Raw genomic sequence first — 17,413 nt, forward strand, 5'->3', positions numbered from 1 at the left:
CGTCCGGCACCGGGACGCCCCGGCAAGAGGGCCGGACGGCCCCATCCACGCGGCGCTCCGATGACGCACCATGGAGGACAAGCGTAGGGGGACGAAAACACGCAAACCCGTCAAGGGGGCGTGGAGCGGAGAAGAGAGGCTGAGAGCATGGTCTTCGCATCGTGGACCACCCCCGGGGTCTTCACCGGCCGGGGCGGCGCCCGCACCGTCGAGGCGGGCATCCTCACCGGCGACCTGACCGTCCACACCACCTGGGACGGCCGCAAGGCCGATGTGTCGGTGCAGTACAGCGGCACCTCCCAGTGGTTCACGCTCAGCGGCAGCCCGGTGCTCTGCCACTCCGAGCGCGGCAGCCGTGACCTGCACCAGGAGGTGGTCGAGTCGATCAGGGCCGGCGCCGAGGCGACCGTCCCGCGGGCGCACCAGACCGCCACCTCCTAGCGGCCGCGTCAGGCGTCCAGCGCCGCCTCCACGCTCGGATAGCAGCCGATCAGGCCGGTGAGCCCGACCATCTCCAGGGTGCGCAGCACCGGTCTGCGCACCCCGGCCAGGCGCAGCCAGCCGGCCGGCTCATGGGCCTGGTGGGCGGCGATGAGGACGTTGATGCCGCTGGAGTCCATGAACCCGACCCCGGCGAGGTCGGCGACCGTGCGGGGCACGTCCACGGCGTCCGCGGGCATCAGCGCGCGCCGCAGCGTGCCCGCGGTCCGGTGGTCGACCTCACCGGTCACGGTCACGACGACGGCCCCGTCGAGCGGGGCGCGGTCGACCGTCAGCCCGTCCGGTTCCAGTGGTTCGTCGGTGCTCGCACTGTCTGTCACACGTACCTCGGCCTGTTCGAAGGTCCCTGTCCCACGGTCTCCGAAGGTCCCTGGCCGGACCCCCGTTCACCGGCCGCCTGCCCCGGATTCCCGCGACGATGCCGGACCACTGCCTCCCGGCAGCGGCTCCCGGCGCTCCAGCCATTCCCGCGGCACGGCCGCCACGCCGGTGCGCGCGGCCACGATGCCGCCGGCGATGGCGCACGTGGTGTCGACGTCGCCGAACCCCTCCGCCGTGCTCCACAGGGCGGACACCAGGTCGTCGGGATGGCGGGCCGCGCACCACACGGCGAAGGGCACCGTGTCGCCGGCGCGGATCCGCTGCCCGTTGCCGAGCAGGTCCGAGGCGCGCCACGGCTCGGTGGCGAAGGGGACCTCGGCGGCGCGGGCCAGCCCGTCCCGGACCGCGCCGTCGGGAGTCAGGGCCACCACCTCGGCGACGGTCAGCGAACCCCGCGCGGACAGCGCGGCCGCGACGGCGACGGCGACCGCTCCGGCCACGCCCTCGGGGTGGGCGTGGGTGACCTCCGCGGAGCGCCCGGCCTCCGCCACGACCCGCGGGAGGCTGCCGTGGAAGAACGCGCCCAGCGGCGCCACCCGCATGGCCGCGCCGTTGCCGAGACTGCCCTCCCCGCCGAACAGCTCCCGCGCGAACTCCCGCCACTGACCGGGGAGTTCGCGCAGCCGGGGCAGCAACTGGTGCATGCCGTGGCCGTAACCGCGCGCGGGATCGGCGGCATAGCCGAGCGCGAAGGCCAGGGCCAGCTCGCGCGGGCGTACCTCGCCGTGTTCGTCCAGCACCCGCAGCAGGGCGAGGGCCATCGCCGTGTCGTCGGTCCAGTGCCACGGCGACTCCTCGGGGGTGCGCCGGTCGCGTATCTCCCGCAGGGCGCGGCGGGGTTCACGGAAGAGCGGGAACCAGCGTTCGCCGAAGGCGTCGCCGAGCGCCAGGCCCTCCAGGCTGCGGCGGGCGGCGGCCCGGTCCGTGGTCGCGGTCATGGTCGACGATTCTCCCTCGCGGGTCACAGCGGAGCGGCGGTGCGCAGCAGGAACAGCAGGGTGAGTGCCGAGTTGGCCGAGAACATCGCCGACAGGGCGGCGCCGGTGGCCGCGGTCCACACCGCGAGGCCGGCCGCCGTGAACAGGGACGGCCAGGCGCGCGCCGCCGGGGCCGGTCCCAGCAGGGCGGCGACCCGGCGGGGGAGCGGGCCGGGCGCGGCGAGCGCGGGCAGCGTCGGCGCGGGCGCCGGCCGGGCGGAGGCCAGCGCCGCCCGGCCGATCGCGTGGGCCACGGCCCTGCGGCTGCCCACGGCCCGCGCGGCGTCCTCGTCGGCCCACCGTTCCGCCGCGTACGCCACCGCCGTGCGCAGCGGCAGCAGGAACGGGTTGGCGCAGGCGGCCAGTTGCACCAGCAGCAGATGACGGTGGTGCCGGGCGGCGAGATGGGCCCGCTCGTGTGCGAACAGCGCGCGCCGCTCCCGGGAGGCCAGGGCCCCGAGCATGCCCGTGGACACCACGACCCTCTCCCGCCGCCCGCCCGGCAGCGCGTAGGCGTACGGCACCGGGTCCGGCAGCACCGCCACCTCCGTGCGCGGTAACCCGGCGAGCGCGCGGTGGGCCCGCCGCCGTACCCGCACATGACGCGTCAGCGTACGGCAGCCCGCGGCGACGACCGCGAGCAGCGCGGGAATCGCGGCCTTGCCCGCGATCTCGTGCCGGGGCACGCTTTCGCGCACCTCCGGGTCCGACCAGCCGTCCGGCAGCGGATTGCCCGGGAGCTGGGCGGTGCCGACCACCATCAGCAGCGCCAGGCAGACCGTGCTGCACAGCGCCATCACGGTGGACACCGACGTCAGCAGCACGGTCGCGGTGCGCGGGTGCAGCCGCTGCTCGGCCAGCCGGGCGATCGGCCAGGCGGTCAGCGGCAGGACCAGGGGCAGGAAGACGAAGATTCCCATGCGCGTTCAGCCGTCGCCGGATTCCAGCAGTTCGCGCAGCAGTCGCTCGTCGCCCTCCGGCAGCGCGGTGATGAAGCTGGCGAGCACCGCCCGCCGGTCCTGCTCCCCGTCCAGGACCCGGCGCATCTTCAGCGCGGCGAGCCCCGCCTCGTCCGCGGCCGGCAGCCATACGAAGGAGCGCCCCTCGCGCCTGCGGGTGACGGCGTTCTTCGCCAGCAGCCGGCCGAGGACCGTCATCACGGTCGTGTAGGCGAGCCCGGCGGCCAGATGGTCCCGCACCCAGCCCGCGGTCACCGGACCGCCGGCCTCGTGCAGCGCCCCGAGCACCCGTGTCTCCAACGCCCCCTGCGCCCTGCGCCGACGGTGCGCGTCCGGCTCCGCCACCCGCGATCTCCCTTCCAGCCCGCCGCTTCCCTGCCCCGACCCCTCGTTGCCGAAGGAGCGTCACATCGTACCGAGCGGAGATGCGCCCTCATCCTTCTACAGTGTTGTAGATTCACATCGGCGAACCGGTGAGGGCGACGAGACCAAGGGAGCGGACCCGTGTCGGTCAACCTGAGCAAGGGTCAGCGGATCAGCCTCGACAAGACGGACGGCGGCGCGCTGAACGCCGTGCGGATGGGCCTGGGCTGGCGGGCCGCACCGCGCAAGGGGTTCCTGGCCAGACTGGCCGGCACCCGGGAGATCGACCTCGACGCCTCCGCCCTGCTGTTCGCGGGCGGGCGACTCGCGGACGTCGTCTTCTTCCGCCATCTGGCGAGCGACGACGGTTCGGTACGGCACCTCGGTGACAACCTCGTCGGCGGCGCGGGCGCCGGGAGCGACGACGAGGTCATCCTGGTGGACCTGGCGCGCGTCCCCGGCCAGGTCGACCAGATCGTGTTCACCGTCAACTCCTTCACGGGACAGACCTTCGGCGAGGTGCGGGACGCCTTCTGCCGCCTCGTCGACGAGCGGACCGGCGAGGAACTCGCCCGCTACACCCTCAGCGGCGGCGGCGCCTGCACGGCGCAGATCATGGCGAAGCTCCACCGCGCGGGCGCGGGCCGGCAGTTGCAGGCCCTCGGCGAACCGGCGTCGGGGCGCACCTTCCAGGACCTGCTGCCCGCGATCTCCGCCCATCTGTGAACGGTCTTGATCCGATCATTGCGTGAACATGGAACCGGTGAGGGGCGGAACTCGTTGATCATCCTGGACGCGGTTTCCCGCGGTGGCCCTGGAGGACATGCATGAGCGCGACCCTGGCCAAGGGCGGCAACGTGTCGCTGAGCAGACAGGCCCCGGGGCTGACCGCCGTGACGGTCGGGCTGGGCTGGCAGGCCGGGAGCGGCTGCGAGCTGGACGCCGGCGCGTTGCTCTGCGACGGCTCCGGCTGGGTGCCGTCCGACGAGCACTTCGTCCGCCGCGACAACCCGCGCAGTCCCGACGGATCGGTCCGGCACTCCGGCCGGGGCGGACCCGTCGGCGGGGACGACCAGCGGATCCGGATCGACCTCACCCGGGTCCCGGCCGCCGTGGACAAGGTCGTCTTCCCGGTGTTCCCGAACGGGGCGGCGGGGCACGGCGACACCTTCGGACAGGTGCGGCAGGCCCGCATCCGCGTCCTCGACGAGGACGGCGACACCGAACTGGCCCGCTTCGAGCTGACCGGCGCGGCCCTCGGGAACGAGACGGCACTGGTCCTCGGCGAGCTGTACCGGCACGGCGCGGACTGGAAGTTCCGCGCGGTGGGCCAGGGTTACGCCTCGGGTCTCGCGGGCCTCGCGGGCGACTACGGGGTGACCGTGCCGCGGGAGACGGCGGGTGAACCGGCGCCGGGGCCCGAGGCCGCTCGGGGGCCGGGTCCGATGCCGGTGTCCGACCCGGCGCCCCGGAAGGCTCCGGGTCCGTACGCCGCCCCCGCACCGCCCGTCCCGCAGGCCGTGCCCGCACCGCCCGTCGCCCCCGCGTCCGCCGTGTCCCCGCCCTCCCCCGGGAGTTCCCCCATGACCTGTTTCTTCGACCCCGACCACGGCCCTGGCGTGGTGACCGTGACCTGGTCCCCGCAGTGGGGCGTGCCCCGCCCCGTCCAGACGTGCGGCGGCTGCGCCCAGCGGGTGCAGAGCACGGTGCCGCCCTTCTACACCCCGCCCCAGCAGGGTTACCCCCAGCCGGTACCGCAGGGTTACGCGCCGCAGGGCTACCCCCCTCAGGGTTATCCGCAGCAGGGATACGCCCAGCCGTACGACGACCGTCACCACGGCCACCACCACGGCCACGGAGAGCACGGCGGCCGCCGGTTCGGCGCGGGCGCGGTCATCGGCGCCGGTGCGGCCGGACTCGTCGGCGGCGCGCTGCTGAACGAGGCGTTCGACGACGACGAGCCGGACGTCGTCAACAACTTCTTCGAGGAGTGACGTCCGCCTCGCGCGGATGACTCGAACTCCCCGGTCCGGCGGCGGGTCCGGACCGCCGCCGCGACCGGACGCCTACACTGGGTCGGCGCATCTGCGTCGGCTGGGCTGAGGGCGGGGACGGGAGAAGGTCGTGACGGACATCGCCGGGGGCTACGACGATCCGCCCGCCGAGGTGCTGACCGAGGCCGCCGCCGCGTTCGGACTGCTCGCCTCCTCCGCCCGGCTCCATCTGATGTGGGCCCTGGCACAGGGTGAGAGCGATGTCACACACCTCGCCGACCGGGTGGGCGGCGCGCTGCCCGCGGTCAGCCAGCACCTGGCGAAGCTGAAGCTCGCCGGGCTCGTCCGCTCCCGCCGCGAGGGCCGGCGGCAGGTGTACTACATCGACGATCCGGACGTCGTGACCCTGGTCCGCGTGATGGTCGGCCAGCTCACCGCCCGCGCCCGGCACACCGCCGCCCCCGTTCGCCGGCTGCACGGGATCGGCGGCTGACCGTCACCGCTCCTTCCGGCCACCGGGCAGCCGGTCCGGGTAAGAACCCCCGCCTGTACGCTCCGCTCATAGACGGGGCGCGTAAACTCCGGCTGCCGTACCACCTCGCCCGGCCCGTGGGTGCGATGAGGTGCCTCACCTGTGAATCTCGTGTGCATCCCTGCTGTTCCGGGCCATTTGTTTGTTAGATTGCGCAACTACGCAATCGAGGTGGGGCGGCACGGCACCGCCTCGTACACCACCGCGCACGCCCGGCCGCAGCGTCGACGGCCCGGCCCGACCGTTCAGGGGAGTGGGAGATGAGCGACCCGTGGGACGGGCCGGCCGGCCAGGCCACACGCCGCCGCGACCGGCGGGTGCCCGGCCAGCGGGCGTCCGAGCCGGACGCCGCGCGTTCCGAGGCACCACGCGCTGACGAGGACCGCCCCCAGGGCGGCCGGGCCGCGGCCCGCGCGGCGGCCCGCTCCCGCGGGGGAAGACGTGCCCGCAGGGCCCGCCCGGCGCCGCGCGGCAAGCGCGTGCTGAAGACCGTCGCGATATCCCTGTCGACGCTCATCGTGGTCACCGCCGGCGCGGGCTGGTGGTTCTACGAGCACTTGAACGGCAACATCCACAGCCTCTCCCTCGACGGCAAGGGCGGCACCGAGAAGGCCGACGCCTTCGGCCGCACCCCGATCAACATCCTGGTGATGGGCTCGGACGGGCGCACCAGCGCGGCGGACTGCAAGCTCGGCGGCGGCTGTTCCCACACCGGCGTGCAGACCGGCAGCAACGCGGACGTGGAGATGGTGGTGCACATATCCGCCGACCGCTCCAACGCCACCGTGATGAGCATCCCGCGCGACACCATGACGCAGGTCCCGGCGTGCAAGAACACCGAGAACGGCCAGTCCACCGCGGGCTACTTCGGCCAGATCAACAGCGCCCTCCAGTACGGCCCCGCCTGCCAGGTGGCGACCGTCCACCAGCTCACCGGCATCCCCATCGACCACTTCGTCAAGCTCGACTTCTCCGGCGTGGTCAAGATGTCCGACGCGGTCGGCGGCGTCCCCGTGTGCGTCAGTGACAACGTCTACGACACCTACTCGCACCTGAAGCTGTCCAAGGGCACGCACACCCTCAAGGGCGTCGCGGCCCTGGAGTTCGTGCGCTCCCGGCACGGTTTCGGCGACGGCAGCGACCTGGGTCGTACGATCTCCCAGCACATCTTCCTCAGCTCGATGATCCGCAAGTTCAAGAGCGCGGGCACGCTCACCGACCCCGGCGCGGTCTACGATCTCGCGGACGCCGCCACCAAGGCGCTCACCGTGGACGACGGGCTCGGCACGGTGAAGAAACTGATCGCGCTCGCCTCGGACGTGAACAAGGTCCCCACCAAGCGGATGACCTTCACCACCATGCAGACGGCGGCCGACCCGTCCGACGACAACCGTGTGGTGGTGGGCCCCGGCGCCAAGACACTCTTCGCCACCATCGCCAACGACCAGTCCCTGACGACCGGGTCCGGCGGCAAGAGCGCGGCGGCCTCCGCCGCCAAGAAGGCCACCACGCCGAGCGTGCCCGCCGCGCAGATCGCCGTGACGGTCGAGAACGGCACCGCCGTCACCGGCCGCGCCTCCGCCATCGCCACCGCGCTCACCGACCAGGGCTTCGGCTCCGGTACGACCACCGCCAACGCGCCGAGCCCGGCGGCGACCACCACGCTGACCTATGGCGACGGTCAGAAGGGCGCGGCCCAGACGGTCGCCAAGGCTCTCGGCCTGTCCGGCTCGCACCTCAAGCAGGGCACCGGCACCGGCCTGACCCTGGTCATCGGTGGCGACTGGACCAGCGGCACCACCTTCCCCGGCGGCTCCACGGGCCCCGCCGACACCAAGACGGCGGTCTCCAACGCCCACGCCTCGACGGCCGACCAGGCCAAGGCGTGCGCCAAGGTCAGCTCGTACAGGACGGTCACGCTCAACGGGGTGCCCATGACGCCGTCCGAGGCGTACGCGGAGGCCCGGAACAAGCCGGACTCCGACTCCTGAGCCCCGGTGCCGTCAGACGGGCCGCTGCGAGGCCGCCGCGTCGGGACGCAGGTCGGCGAGGGTGAGCGGATGCGCCGGCGGATCGGGCAGCGCGATGCGGGAGGTGACGTCGAGACGGCCGCCCACGTGCAGCAGCTCGCCGGGTGCGAGCAGCCGCCAGCGCGGGTCCTCGTCCATGGGCTCGCTGGCCACGACGGCGGAGGAGAGGCCGGCCAGCGCCGCCGAGCGCACCCGCAGCCGCCCGTGCCGGCCGGTGTGGTCGAGATGGCGTGAGCCGTGATGGCCGCCGGCCGGCCGCTCCAGGACGTACAGCTCGTGGGTGTCCGGGTAGCGCAGGGCCCACAGTTCGCCGGCCGTCACGAGGATGACGTTCAGCGCGAACAGCGGCAGGTTCCCGGCGACCCACCGGGCCGCGGCCACGAGCCCCGCCGCCACGTCACCGCCGTGGGCCTCGGTCTCCCGGGTCACGAGGGCGAAGAACCGCTCGGAGTCGGTGTCGCCACGGACCAGGGCGCGGTCCTCGCCCAGGTGGCGGTCGAGCAGGTCGAGTCCCTCGATCACCCCGTTGTGCGCCAGCAGGCGGCCCCGCTGCTCGAAGGGGTGGGTGTTGCGCACGTCCAGGCCGCCCGTCGAGGCGTACCGGATGTGCGCGAGGAAGGTGGCGGACTCCACGTCCCGGGCCTCCTCGGCGAAGGCGCGGTCCTCGTACGCGGCGATCGGCGCCTTGTGCACCTCGGGTGTGCCGTCGGCCCCGTAGTACCCGAGCCCGGTGCCGTCCGGCTCCCGGTGGCTCTGCGCGCTGAGGCTGTCGGGTGCCTCCAGCAGCCAGAAGGTGGCACGGGTGCGCCGGGGAGCGCTGGTCAGCCCGAACAAGCGGCACACGGGGTCCTCCGCACAGACGGCACCTCCGAACAGAAGGTCAATCCGTTCATACCCCAGGCAAAAGGAAGATACCGGCAGGAGGGGGTGAGAGTCATGGGAACCTGAAGGAACCGCAACGCGTCCCGTTTTCCGCTCGGAATCCCCCCGAAGCCCTGCACAGGCCCTGCACAGTGTGGGGGTGCGGTCACCCGGCCGTCACCAGCACCACGCACAGCACCACGCGCACAAGGGGGACCTCTGTGTCCGTTTCCGTTCTCACGACCGTTCGCCGCCTGACCGCCGCCACCGCCGTCGCGGCCGCCGTCGTCGGTGCCGCGCTGCCCGCCGCGGCCGCCGGCCGGCACTCGGGCCGCTCGCACGGTGTGGTGTACATCAGCGATGTGCGCCACGGCGCCACGGGCCGGGGCGCCCGGTCCGACGGCGCGCTGGACCAGCAGTGGGTGGCCGTGACCAACGAGTCGCGCCGGGCGGTGAACCTGAACGGCTGGACGCTGTCGGACGCCGCCGGACACACCTTCACGTTCCGCCACTACTCCCTCGGCGCCCGCGCCACGGTCCGTGTCCACACCGGAGTCGGCCACGACACCGGGTCCGACCTGTTCCAGGACCGCCGCTCCCAGGTCTGGGACAAGTCGGACACCGCCAAGCTGCGTGACGACCGTGGCCGCCTCGTCGACCAGGTCTCCTGGAACCGGCACCGCACCACGACCCGCACGGGCGGCCACCGTCACTGATCCCGGTCCCGACCGGCCGAGGTGGACGGTGCGGGCGGCGCGCGGACCCTCCGGGGCGGGGCGTCGCCCGCTCGGTGTGACGGCGGGTCCTCGCGTGACGGCCGGTCAGAGCATGGACTCCAGCGCCTGCTCGAAGGTCGGATGGCGGAAGGTGAAGCCCGCCTTCAACAGGGCCGTCGGGACGACGCGCGCACTGCACGTGATGCTCGTCGCGAACTCGCCGAGTGCCGCGCGGAGGGCGAAGGAGGGGACCGGGGCGAGGGCCGGGCGGTGCAGGAAGCGGCCCAGAGCCCGGGTGACCTCACGGTTCGTCGGCGGCTCGGGAGCCGTGAAGTTGACGGGACCCGACAGGGCGTCGGTGTCGAGGGCGAAGCGCAGAGCCGCGATGTGGTCGGTCAGGGAGATGAACGGCCAGTACTGGTCCCCGGACCCGAGCCGCCCGCCGAGGCCCAGCCGGAACAACGGCAGCATCTTCCCGAAGGCTCCGCCCTCGCCCGCGACCACCAGCCCGGTCCGCGGATGCACCACGCGGATTCCGGCCTCCCGCGCCGGTCCTGCCGCGGCCTCCCACGCGACACAGACGGACGCCAGGAAATCGCTCCCGGCCGGCGCGCTCTCGTCCACGATCCGGCTGCCGGTGTCCCCGTAGTACCCGGTCGCGGATGCCGACACCAGCACTCGCGGCGGAACGGCCGCGCCGGCGCACGCCCGCGCGATGGTCTGGGTGCCGCACACCCGGCTGTCCCGGATCTCCCGCTTGTACGAGGCGGTCCACCGCCTGTCCCCGACCCCGGCTCCCGCCAGGTGCACCACCGCCTCCGCCCCCGCCAGCGCGACCTCACCCCCGGCCGGATCCCAGCGTGCCACCTCGCTGCCGTCGCGCGGACCGGCGGCCGGGGCACCGCGGACCAGCCGGACGACCTGGTGCCCGTCGTCCAGGAGCGAGCGGACGAGGGCGGAACCGATGAGTCCGTTGGACCCGGTGATCGCGACGCGCATGGCGTCCTCCAGGGGCGGTGGTGATGAGAGTGCGCTGATGTCTCTCCCGATTCAAGCCTGAAACGGACCGGTTTGCGCCGCGCCCCTCCGGACCGTGCTCAGGCGTCGGCGACCGCCCAGGCCGAGCATCCCGCCGTGTACGAGCCGGCCTCGCGCGCGGCCCGCTCGGCGTCGCGGGCGCGGATCGCCTCCACGAGCCCCGCGTGATCCTGGTACCGCTCGGGCGACAACTCGTCGCGGAAGTGGTCGAGCAGCGACTCGCGGATCACCTCGCCCAGGTCCGCGTGCAGTCCGATCAGCACCACGTTGTGGGAGGCGGCGACGACGGCCAGGTGGAAGGCGGCGTCGGCGTCCACGAAGACGATCCGGTCACCGGACGACCACGCCCGCTCCCGCTGGGCGAGCGCGGCGTCGAGCCGGCGCAGGTCGTCCGCGGTGTGCCTGACGGCGGCCAGGCGTGCCGCCCGTGTCTCCAGGGCGCCGCGCACCTCGCTCACGTCGTCGGCGGGGGCCTCGGCGAAGCGGGCCCGCATCACCCCGGCCAACTCGCTGGTCGCCCGCACGTAGGTGCCCGAGCCGTGCCGGGTCTCCAGCAGCCCGGTGTGGGCGAGGGCCCGCACGGCCTCCCGGACGGTGTTGCGCGCCACTCCGAGTCGCTCGACCAGCTCCGGCTCACTGGGAATCCGCGTACCCACCGGCCACACACCGGAGGTGACCTGGCGCCGCAGCCGGTCGATCACCTGGTCGGACAGCACTTCGCGACGGACACGCTCCAGACTCATCCTCTGATTCTACGAGGGGCCATTGGACGTCGGGTCATCCCATGAGTCAACATAGCGCCATGCTGAGCGATGGACGGACGAGTCGACAGGCCCCCCGTGCCGACGAGGACGCGGGGGCAGGCTCGCGGGCGCGTCGGCTGGCGGTCCTGGCCGTCGTCATGGCGGCGCTCAACCTGCGCCCGGCGGTCACCAGCCTGGGCCCGGTCCTCGAAGAGGTGCGCACCTCGCTCGCCATGAGCGGCACCGCCGCGGGGCTGCTGACGTCCGTTCCCGCCGCCTGTTTCGCGGTGGTCGGCTTCGCCGCGCCGCGGTTGGCCCGGCGCCTCGGCCCGAGCGGAGCCGTCCTGGCCGGCTCCGTGGCACTGGCGCTCGGCCTCGCCCTGCGTCCGCTCGCCGTGAACGCCACGCTCTTCGTCGTGCTCAGCGCCGTCGCGCTCGCCGGGATCGCCATCGCCAACGTGCTGCTTCCGGCAGTGGTCAAGCAGCGATTCCCGGATCGGGTCGGCGCGATGACGGGCCTGTACGCCATGGCGCTGAACGCCGGCGCCTCCGGTGCCGCCGCGATCACGGTGCCGGTGACCCGGGCGCTCGGCGGCGACTGGCGGTTCGGGCTCGGGGGCTGGGCCGTGCTCGCCGTCCTGGCCGTACCACCCTGGCTCGGTCTGGCCCGTCGCCGTGCGCGGGCCGCCGGTCCGCGCGCAGAGGTGCCGCGACGCACGCCTGCGGCCGGCGTCCGCCTCACCCGCGATCCGACGGCCTGGGCGCTCACCGCCTACTTCGGCCTCCAGGCCAGTGCCGCGTACATCCTCATCGGCTGGCTGCCGCAGATCTTCCGCGACGCGGGCCTCTCGGCCGAGGCCGCCGGACTGCTGTTCTCCGTGACCTCGCTGCTCGGCGTCCCGTTGTCCTTCGTGCTGTCCGCCGTCGCCGGGCGGCTTCGCGGCCAGAGCGGCATCGCGCTCCTCGTCGGCGGGTGCGGCCTGGCCGGCTTCGCCGGACTGTGGGCCGCGCCGGCCACGGCGCCCTGGCTCTGGGCCGCGCTGCTCGGCGTGGCCAACTGCTCCTTTCCGCTGGCCCTGACGATGATCGGCATGCGCGGCCGGGACGGGGACACCGTCGCCCGCCTCTCCGGCTTCGTACAGAGCTTCGGCTATCTGCTGTCGATCCCCGGGCCCGTCGTCGTCGGCGTCCTCTACCAGCATTCCGGCGGCTGGCGGACCCCTCTGGTGTTCGTGATGGCGCTGACGGTCGTGCAGTCGGGAGCCGGGCTGCTGGCCGGCCGTGACCGTCAGGTCGGCTGACACCGTGTCACCCGCCACGCGTTCGGGACCGTCTCCGTCCGGAGCGTGAAACCGCACTCCGCGCCCTGCTCGGCCGGGCGAACCGGTCCCCTTCGATCCCCTGTGTCCCTGCCTCCCCAGCGGTCCGTGGAGACCCGGTCGCGAGAGGGGCGGTGGGGTAGGGTACGGGCTGCTTGGTTCAACGTTCAGCTTGAGGAGGGTCCATGGCTCAGCAGGAGCGAGCTGTGCGAACCCGACGCGCTGTGCTGGAGGCCGCCGCCGCGGTGTTCGCCGAGCGCGGCTATGCCGCGGCGACCATCGCCGAGATCCTCAACCGGGCCGGAGTCACCAAGGGCGCCCTCTACTTCCACTTCGACTCCAAGGCGGCCCTCGCGCGCGGGGTGCTCCAGGAACAGATATCCGCCGAGTACCACGTCCCCCGCGAGGTCAAGCTCCAGGAGTGGGTGGACGCGGGCATGACGCTGGCCGACCGGCTGCCGCGTGAACCCTTGCTCCTGGCCGGAGTCCGGCTCTCGGCCGACCTCCAGGGGCGGAACGTCTTCGGCAGCGCCTGGCCCGCCTGGGCCGAACTCACCGCCTCGCTGCTGGCGGAGGCCAGGGCCCGGGACGAGGTGCTGCCGCACGTGGAACCCGAGGAGACCGCGCAGGTCTTCCTCGGGGCCTGGACAGGGGTCCAGCTCGTCTCGCAGGCCGTCGCCGACTGGGCCGATCTGGACGAGCGGATGTCGGCGCTCTTCAACCATCTGCTGCCCGCGATAGCCGTCCCCGCCGTCCTCGTCCGCCTCGACACCGCCCCGGACCGCGGTGCGCGCGTGATCGACGAGGTACGACGCCGGTCCCGGGCCGCGCTCGCCGACGTCCCCCGCTGAAGCAACCCCGACTGCACCCGTCGACCGAACCTCCCCTCGACCGGACCGTCCCGATGGAGCCGCCTCCACCGCGCCGCCCCCCGACCGGCCACGCCCTCGCCGGAAAGGCCGGCACGGGAGCCGGGAATGGGACGGGACCCTCTTCGCGGGCGCGACCGACCACGACGAGCGCGGCGGGTTCCGGTATCCCCTCTGCTTGACGCCCCTGTCGGCCGAGGCGCTGCCCGCCGGCCGCGGTCGTCTCCTCGACGCGGGGCGCGGCCCCGGCCCCTTCCCGCTCGTCGCCCCTCCCGGAAGCCGTCGGCAGCGATCCAGGCTCGGGGGTGGTCCGGGCGGTCGAGCGGTGGGTCGTCGCCGCGGGGGTGGCGGGGCGGGCCGTGGATGCGGGTGCGTGCCGGGGAACTCACGGCCGGGCTCGGCGTGTTCGACGCCGTGGTCCGCGCCCGGTCCTTCCACCCACCGGACCGACCGGAACGCGGCCGGGCCCGCGTCGTCCCCGCGGTGCTCCGGCCCGGCGGCGCGCTGGTCGTCTCGCCGGCCTGAAAGGCGAGCACCGGACGACGGAGGGACGCCGTGCCCCGCGAGGACATCGCCGGTCCGGTCGAGGCGTACCCCCGCCGCCCGCGGCCTGCCGCGCGGGCCGCGTCCGGGGACGAGGCCGCGATCCCCGCGCACGCCGGCCCCGTCGACCCGAGCGCTCAAGTCGCCCCCGGCGGCGAGGTGTCGGCGCGCACCGCCGGCGACGTCGTCGCCCGTACCCTCTCGTGCTCCTCCGCCACCGCACATGGTGGGCACGCGCCGGGACGCCATCGGAGCGGAGCCGGGCGGCCTGCTCGCCCCGGGCCTCCCGGGCGGGCGCTCCGCCGAGCGGCCGCGGGCACCGATGTCTCAACGGGCGGATTTCCGGACCGATTTGCTCCGCTTGAGGTGCGGCACAGGCCACGCGGAATCCGGTGCGAAGAACGTATCGTCGGTCACTACGATGTGATCCCTAAGACAACCATTCGACCGGCTCGTCGGACATGGGCCGGTCGGGGTCGCCGATGCCAGGGACCGCTCCCCGGGCTGCGGTGATCTTCCTTCACAGGAGGACCCTCCCGCATGTTCCGACGTATTGGTGCTGCCGTCGTCCGGCACCCGGTCTGGACGATCGTGGCATGGCTGATCGCCGCGGTGGCGATCGTCGCCACCGCCCCAGGCCTGCCCTCGAACAGTGACGAGAGCAGCTTTCTGCCCAAGAGCTACGAATCGATCAAAGCCGCGGATCTCCAGCAGAAGGCGTTCCCCAGCGCCTTCACCCCGTCCGCGATCGCGCTCTACCAGCGCACCGACGGCGGCCGGCTGACCGCCGCCGACCAGAAGGACGTCGCCCGGATCACCACCGAGCTGGGCGCGAAGAAGATCGACCAGGTACAGAAGGTGGTCCCCGGCCCGCCGTCCAAGGACGGCAGGTACGCCATGACCCTGGTCCAGATGGACAGCAAGAGCGCCGGCCAGCCCGTACAGGCCGACGCGGCCAGGACGTTGCGCGAGGACGTCAAGCAACTGGCCAAGGGCACTCATCTCGACGTCAGACTGGGCGGCTCCGCCGCGCAGGCCCTCGACCAGCAGGACTCCTCCAAGCGCGGCCAGGCGCTGATCGGCTTCGGCACCTTCGCCATCATCCTGGTGACCCTGCTGATCATCTTCCGGGCACCGATCCTGGCCGTCCTGCCGCTGGTCCTCATCGGCCTGGTCTCGGCCGTGGCCAACGGGCTGATCGCCTACGCCACCAAGGTGTTCGGGCTCCAGGCCAACAGCTCGATCTCGTCCATCCTGATCGTGGTGCTCTTCGGCGTGGGCACCGACTACTTCCTGTTCCTGATGTTCCGTTACCGCGAACGCCTCAGGGCCGGCGACGAGCCCAAGGAGGCCATGATCAACGCGGTCGGCCGGGTCGGCGAAGCCATCGCCTCGGCCGCCGGCGCGGTCATCATCGCCTTCCTCGCGCTGGTCCTGTCCACCCTCGGCTTCCTCAAGCAGATGGGCCCGGCGCTCGCCATCGCGGTCGCCGCCACCCTGGTCGCCGGCCTGACCCTGATCCCGGCCGTGGTCTCCCTCATCGGCCCCAGGGTCTTCTGGCCCTCCAAGTCCTGGCAGAAGGAGCCGGAGAACGCCCGGTTCGCCGCGCTCGGCCGCGCGGTGCGGCGCCGCCCGGCGCTGACCGCCGTCGCCTCCGGCCTCGTCCTGCTCGCGCTGTCGGTCGGCACGCTCGGCTACAAGGCCACCTTCGACCTGGCCTCGGGCTCGATGCCCAAGACCAAGGAGTCCATGGTCGTCCAGGACCGGATGCAGAAGGCGTACTCGGCGGGTGCCGCCGCGCCCACGGACGTGTACCTCTCCAGCACCGACGGCAAGCCGCTCGACAAGAGCGCCTTCGCCGGGTACGCACGGAAGCTCGGCGCGGTGGACGGCGTCGCGAGCGCCCGGATGAGCCAGCTCAACAAGGACGGCACCACCGCCGACTTCACCGTCACCCTCAAGTACGAGGCGTCGACGGACCGCGCGATCGACGCCGTCCAGGGGGTGCGCGACGTCGCGCACGCGGACGCGCCCGCCGGCACCGAGGCGCTGGTCGGCGGCATGTCCTCGATCTACAAGGACATCAACGCGGCCGTCAACCACGACTACCGCACGGTGTTCCCCCTCGCCGCCGTCCTCATCATGGTCATCCTCGGCCTGCTGCTGCGCAGCGTCGTGGCGCCCTGGTACCTGATCGCCTCGGTGGGCCTCGGCTTCGGTGCGACCCTCGGTGCCACGGTGTGGATCTTCCAGAAGGGGGAGGGGCACTCCGGCCTGATGTTCATGCTCCCGGTGATCATGTATCTCTTCGTGGTCGCCATCGGCACCGACTACAACATCCTCATGATCGCCCGGCTGCGCGAGGAGGCCCGCGAGGGCCGCGATCCGCGCGAGGCGGCCGGTATGGCCCTGCGGCACGCCGGGCCGACCGTCGCCGCGGCCGGGTTCATCCTGGCGGCGACCTTCGCCACCATGATGCTGGCCGGCAACTCGCTGCTCACGGAGATGGGTTTCGCGGTCTCCTTCGGCATCGCGATCGCCGCGTTCGTCATGGCGATGTTCTTCACGCCGAGCCTCACCGCGCTCATCGGACACGCGGCGTGGTGGCCGGGCCACGGCGACCGCGCGCAGCGGGCGGCCGGCCCGGTCCCCGCACAGGCCGCGGACATGGACGACCGCGATCCGGCGGGCCGAGGCCGCTGACACCGGCACCGCCCCGCGCGGGGGCACACCAGGGCGTACGGCCCCGGTGTGCCCCCGCTGCCTTCGGCGGGCCGCCCGTGGTGCGTGATCGGGGCGCAATCGGGACGCGTGCGGATCAACCCGACGCGGTACGGGGGAGACCGGGGGAGACGCCGTGGGGTCGAGGTGCCGGCGACCACGGTCGGAACGCCGTGAGCCACCTGGACATGGCACTGCGCGGCCGGCCCGCCGGCAGTGCGCCCGAGGACGTGGTGGAGAAGGCCACCGAGAAGGCGGGGCACCCGGTCCCGAGGACGGACGACCGGGACAACCGGTTGTCCGTCCTCGCCGCGTTCGCGGGCATCGCCGTCGGGAGCGGCACCGGCGCCGCCGTCGCCCTGCTCCACGGGGCCCTGGCCATGGTCCTGGCCGACGCCCCCATCGCCGGCCTGGGCGTCAGCGACCCGCGTACGTGGTCCCCGGCCGACTGGACCGCGGACGCGCTCCCGCACCTGGCCTACGGCCTGGTCACCTACGGGCTGGTCACCGCGGCCCACCGGGTCGGCCGACCGTCTGCCGCCCAGGGGGCGGCGCCCTCAGAGGAGCAGCAGCAGCGCCGCCACCGCGGTCAGCCCCGCGCAGACGCCCAGCGTCCAGGCCACGCACCGCCGTTTCAGCTCCTGGTAACGGTTCTCGTACTCCGCCCGCAGCGAGGTGCAGCGGGCGGCGACGCGTTCCAGGTCCTTGCGGGCCCGGCGCAGGGAATCCTCGACGTAACTCCGCTCGATCTCCGTGCGCTGGGCGGTGGTCAGCCAGTCCATGGACCGGACGAACTCCTGGGCACGCTGCTCGGCCTCCGCGACGCGGGCCTGCCAGAGCAGGTATCCCTCCACCTGGTTGCTCAG

Annotated in this window: 18 protein-coding genes; 10 read left to right on the forward strand and 8 right to left on the reverse strand. The window is 73.4% G+C overall.

Annotated elements, in window-relative coordinates; all coding sequences use genetic code 11:
* The first annotated feature begins 147 nt into the window (after positions 1-147).
* Positions 148-441 (forward strand): hypothetical protein, encoded by a 294-nt coding sequence (locus QSK45_RS30015; protein ID WP_285562029.1) that lies wholly within the window; start codon positions 148-150, stop codon positions 439-441.
* An 8-nt stretch (positions 442-449) separates the two neighbouring features.
* Here the strand turns inward: QSK45_RS30015 and QSK45_RS30020 are convergent, their stop codons facing one another.
* The 4 genes from QSK45_RS30020 to QSK45_RS30035 all read right to left on the reverse strand — a co-directional run bounded on the left by QSK45_RS30020 (position 450) and on the right by QSK45_RS30035 (position 3,163).
* The gene (locus tag QSK45_RS30020) at positions 450-821 is read right to left on the reverse strand and encodes an STAS domain-containing protein (RefSeq protein WP_285562030.1); all 372 of its coding nucleotides are present in this window, start codon (positions 819-821) and stop codon (positions 450-452) included.
* Between the two features lie 66 nt (positions 822-887).
* On the reverse strand, positions 888-1,820 hold the full coding sequence (locus QSK45_RS30025; protein ID WP_285562031.1) for an ADP-ribosylglycohydrolase family protein: 933 nt from the start codon (positions 1,818-1,820) through the stop codon (positions 888-890).
* A 23-nt stretch (positions 1,821-1,843) separates the two neighbouring features.
* Positions 1,844-2,779, reverse strand: a complete 936-nt coding sequence (locus tag QSK45_RS30030) for a M56 family metallopeptidase (RefSeq protein WP_285562032.1) — start codon at positions 2,777-2,779, stop codon at positions 1,844-1,846.
* A 6-nt stretch (positions 2,780-2,785) separates the two neighbouring features.
* The gene (locus tag QSK45_RS30035; protein WP_285562033.1) at positions 2,786-3,163 is read right to left on the reverse strand and encodes a BlaI/MecI/CopY family transcriptional regulator; all 378 of its coding nucleotides are present in this window, start codon (positions 3,161-3,163) and stop codon (positions 2,786-2,788) included.
* A 159-nt stretch (positions 3,164-3,322) separates the two neighbouring features.
* Between QSK45_RS30035 and QSK45_RS30040 the strand changes: the two genes are divergently transcribed.
* From QSK45_RS30040 to QSK45_RS30055, 4 genes are all read left to right on the forward strand, one after another.
* A complete protein-coding gene (locus QSK45_RS30040) occupies positions 3,323-3,907 on the forward strand; it encodes a TerD family protein (protein WP_285562034.1) in 585 nt (194 codons plus the stop codon).
* 101 nt (positions 3,908-4,008) lie between these two features.
* A complete protein-coding gene (locus tag QSK45_RS38650) occupies positions 4,009-5,175 on the forward strand; it encodes a TerD family protein (protein WP_490993636.1) in 1,167 nt (388 codons plus the stop codon).
* A 130-nt stretch (positions 5,176-5,305) separates the two neighbouring features.
* Entirely contained in the window at positions 5,306-5,668 is a 363-nt protein-coding gene (locus QSK45_RS30050) for an ArsR/SmtB family transcription factor (RefSeq protein ID WP_285562035.1), read from the forward strand.
* 299 nt (positions 5,669-5,967) lie between these two features.
* Complete coding sequence (locus QSK45_RS30055; protein ID WP_285562036.1) at positions 5,968-7,698, forward strand: LCP family protein; 1,731 nt, start codon at positions 5,968-5,970, stop codon at positions 7,696-7,698.
* A gap of 12 nt (positions 7,699-7,710) precedes the next feature.
* On the opposite strand, the gene QSK45_RS30060 is transcribed toward QSK45_RS30055, so the two are convergent.
* Positions 7,711-8,580, reverse strand: coding sequence for a class II glutamine amidotransferase (locus QSK45_RS30060; RefSeq protein ID WP_285562037.1), 870 nt, complete (start codon positions 8,578-8,580; stop codon positions 7,711-7,713).
* Positions 8,581-8,819: 239 nt separating this feature from the next.
* Between QSK45_RS30060 and QSK45_RS30065 the strand changes: the two genes are divergently transcribed.
* Positions 8,820-9,314 (forward strand): lamin tail domain-containing protein, encoded by a 495-nt coding sequence (locus QSK45_RS30065; protein ID WP_285562038.1) that lies wholly within the window; start codon positions 8,820-8,822, stop codon positions 9,312-9,314.
* 105 nt (positions 9,315-9,419) lie between these two features.
* Here the strand turns inward: QSK45_RS30065 and QSK45_RS30070 are convergent, their stop codons facing one another.
* Both QSK45_RS30070 and QSK45_RS30075 read right to left on the reverse strand, forming a co-directional pair.
* The gene (locus QSK45_RS30070) at positions 9,420-10,313 is read right to left on the reverse strand and encodes a TIGR01777 family oxidoreductase (RefSeq protein ID WP_285562039.1); all 894 of its coding nucleotides are present in this window, start codon (positions 10,311-10,313) and stop codon (positions 9,420-9,422) included.
* 98 nt (positions 10,314-10,411) lie between these two features.
* Entirely contained in the window at positions 10,412-11,095 is a 684-nt protein-coding gene (locus QSK45_RS30075; RefSeq protein WP_285562040.1) for a FadR/GntR family transcriptional regulator, read from the reverse strand.
* Positions 11,096-11,154: 59 nt separating this feature from the next.
* Between QSK45_RS30075 and QSK45_RS30080 the strand changes: the two genes are divergently transcribed.
* The 4 genes from QSK45_RS30080 to QSK45_RS30095 all read left to right on the forward strand — a co-directional run bounded on the left by QSK45_RS30080 (position 11,155) and on the right by QSK45_RS30095 (position 16,529).
* Positions 11,155-12,396 carry a CynX/NimT family MFS transporter gene (locus QSK45_RS30080; protein WP_285562041.1) on the forward strand — a complete coding sequence of 414 codons (1,242 nt, stop codon included), beginning with the start codon at positions 11,155-11,157 and terminating at the stop codon, positions 12,394-12,396.
* 203 nt (positions 12,397-12,599) lie between these two features.
* Entirely contained in the window at positions 12,600-13,265 is a 666-nt protein-coding gene (locus QSK45_RS30085) for a ScbR family autoregulator-binding transcription factor (protein WP_285562042.1), read from the forward strand.
* A 381-nt stretch (positions 13,266-13,646) separates the two neighbouring features.
* Entirely contained in the window at positions 13,647-13,808 is a 162-nt protein-coding gene (locus QSK45_RS30090; RefSeq protein WP_285562043.1) for a hypothetical protein, read from the forward strand.
* 558 nt (positions 13,809-14,366) lie between these two features.
* Complete coding sequence (locus tag QSK45_RS30095; RefSeq protein WP_285562044.1) at positions 14,367-16,529, forward strand: MMPL family transporter; 2,163 nt, start codon at positions 14,367-14,369, stop codon at positions 16,527-16,529.
* Positions 16,530-17,104: 575 nt separating this feature from the next.
* Here the strand turns inward: QSK45_RS30095 and QSK45_RS30105 are convergent.
* Positions 17,105-17,401: a cytochrome C oxidase subunit I gene (locus QSK45_RS30105; RefSeq protein ID WP_395484831.1), complete on the reverse strand. Its 297-nt coding sequence runs from the start codon at positions 17,399-17,401 to the stop codon at positions 17,105-17,107.
* Between the last annotated feature and the right edge of the window lie 12 nt (positions 17,402-17,413).

This window comes from Streptomyces hygroscopicus subsp. hygroscopicus (assembly GCF_030269125.1).
Lineage (GTDB): Bacteria > Actinomycetota > Actinomycetes > Streptomycetales > Streptomycetaceae > Streptomyces > Streptomyces hygroscopicus_C.